We start from the raw sequence: 2,308 nt of genomic DNA on the forward strand, positions 1-2,308 counted from the left end.
GAAGAAAAGATGAGAACTAAAATTCTGTTGCATTTAATGGTCTTACTTTTAGTTATTTTTCTGATGAATAGCTGCGCAAAACCGAATGAAACTGTAATCGGATATATTCAAGGTAATATTGCATTAAATGGTGGATTTGGTGATGTTGAAGAAGTGTTAATTCAAATATCTGAAATTAATGTTAATCCCGATGACAATGGTGATTTTTATATAGCTTTAGCATCGGGAACTTATGATATGACAGTTACACTTTCCGGCTATAAATCTCAAATAATTACCGACATCGTTGTCAATAAAGACGAAACCACTGCTGACATTAATATATCTTTGGAACCTGTTCAGAATATTATTGCTTTTTTTGAAACTGAAGGTTATGCCAGAGATATATTTTTAACAGATCAGTATTTATACATAGCTGAAGATCAGACCTATTTTTCTATTTATGATATTATAAGTGATACCTTGATTTGCCATTACGAAGAAGATATTGAGAATGCAAGATTGATTTCGGCAGTTGAAGATGAAAACCTGCTTTTTGTTTATGATAGATATGGAAGTCCCGGAGGTATCATGGTTTTTGATATCACAGACATTTCTAATCCTCTCCTTATCAACTCGATTATCGGACAAACTGGTGGAATCGAAGATATGAAGTTGAATTCATTAAATGATGGTAGGATTGATGTATTATGGACTCATGAAAATAAATATCAATTTGGAGTTTATGATACAAATGAGATTAATCCCTGGATCGGTTCTTTTGATTTTACTCTTCCTAATTCAATTATGGGTTTTGAAGTTGCTGACACACTTCTTTATTTCGGTGGAGAGCAATTAGGTTTATATATAGCTCATAGAGAAACAGGAGAAATCATCAGTACAACCGACACACCCGGTGAAGCTCTCGATGTAAAGATTGTTGACAATTATGCTTTTGTTGCCGACAGACACGAAGGTTTTGCTGTGATCGATATTTCCGATGTTGAAACTCCCATAAAAATCTATCAGGAAGATACTTCCGGTTATGCTCAAGCAATTGATGCTCAAGACAACTATCTCGCTATTGCTTCCGGTGGTGGTGGTGTTTATCTTTATGATATTTCCGATAAAGAAAATCCCCAATTTTTAGATAGAATCGACGATGCTGAGATCGGATATACATATAAAGTCATTATCAGGGATGATTTTGTTTATGTCGCTACCCGTAACGGTGTTTACAAATTGGAAATTAATCCGTAATTTTTAATGGAGTACTAATGAAGAAAGTTCTATTCTTTTTGCTGTTTTTATTTGTAATCGTTTTCTTATCATCTGAATGGATATCAATTCCCGAAAATACTCATAAAGAATTATTTGAACATATTTCCGGCGATAGAGATGCGCTTGAGATTGGTTTTTCCTTGAATGGTTATGAACAAAAAACCATTTCCGAACAAGGTAAAGTCTATCAGGAAATTTCCTATTTCAATGAAGGTGAATTTCTCGAAATCGGTAAACCGGATCTACCGAGATTCACAAGATTAGTTGCAATTCCAAATCAGGGAGAAGCTTCTCTCGAAATCCTTTCTTATGAAGATGAGATCATTTCCAATATAAACATTTTCCCGCAGCAGGAATTACAGATAGAAAGCCAACCCAAAATTACGACTTTTGTCAAAGATCAGGAATTCTATGATAGAGGAGATGTTTTTCCCGGTAAACTTGTCGAATTGGGAACTCCCGCGATCCTGCGCGATTAACGAATTGTTAATGTAACTGTTAATCCCTTCCAGTATGATCCCGTAAAAAAAGAATTGCGAATTATCAAAAATATAGATTTTATGGTAAATTGTTCAGGTTCGGAAGGTGAGAATATCAAAATCCATAACCGCAAAAAATCCAGGAATTTTGATGCTTTATATTCTTCTCTAATCGTAAATTATGAATCGACCATTACCCGCGATGAAGAATATCAACAACCAGCCTATCTTTTTATTTATCCGGACAACACGACTGTCGAACAGAATCTGCAATATCTAACCGACTGGAAACATCAGAAGGGTTTTGAAGTAGTTGCTGCCAGCACTTCCGAAACAGGTTCGAGTCTGTCCGCGATAAAAAATTATATCCAGAATGCTTACAATAATTGGGAAGATCCTCCGGAATTTGTCTGTTTAGTTGGAGATGCAGGTGGAAGTTATACTATTCCAACCAGCCATATGGATGGAGGGGAAGGCGATCATTATTACACTCTTCTCGAAGGAAATGATATCTTAGCCGATGTTTTTATCGGTCGTTTGTCTTTTAATTCTATTTCTGAATTTCAAAC

Annotated in this window: 3 protein-coding genes; all 3 read left to right on the plus strand. The window is 35.3% G+C overall.

The window, feature by feature from the left end; genetic code table 11:
- Nucleotides 1-9 precede the first annotated feature (9 nt).
- The gene (locus ENL20_09625; protein HHE38815.1) at nt 10-1,239 is read left to right on the plus strand and encodes a hypothetical protein; all 1,230 of its coding nucleotides are present in this window, start codon (nt 10-12) and stop codon (nt 1,237-1,239) included.
- Between the two features lie 17 nt (nt 1,240-1,256).
- A complete protein-coding gene (locus tag ENL20_09630; protein ID HHE38816.1) occupies nt 1,257-1,739 on the plus strand; it encodes a hypothetical protein in 483 nt (160 codons plus the stop codon).
- Between the two features lie 54 nt (nt 1,740-1,793).
- Nucleotides 1,794-2,308, plus strand: a 515-nt coding sequence (locus ENL20_09635; protein HHE38817.1) for a hypothetical protein, incomplete at its 3' end; no start/stop codon positions are given.

This window comes from Candidatus Cloacimonadota bacterium (assembly GCA_011372345.1).
Lineage (GTDB): Bacteria > Cloacimonadota > Cloacimonadia > Cloacimonadales > TCS61 > DRTC01.

What these genes read in the sequence shown, in the direction of transcription:
- ENL20_09625 (HHE38815.1), top strand. Translation starts at nt 10, where the DNA reads ATGAGAACTAAAATTCTGTTGCATTTAATGGTCTTACTTTTAGTTATT.
- ENL20_09630 (HHE38816.1), top strand. Translation starts at nt 1,257, where the DNA reads ATGAAGAAAGTTCTATTCTTTTTGCTGTTTTTATTTGTAATCGTTTTC.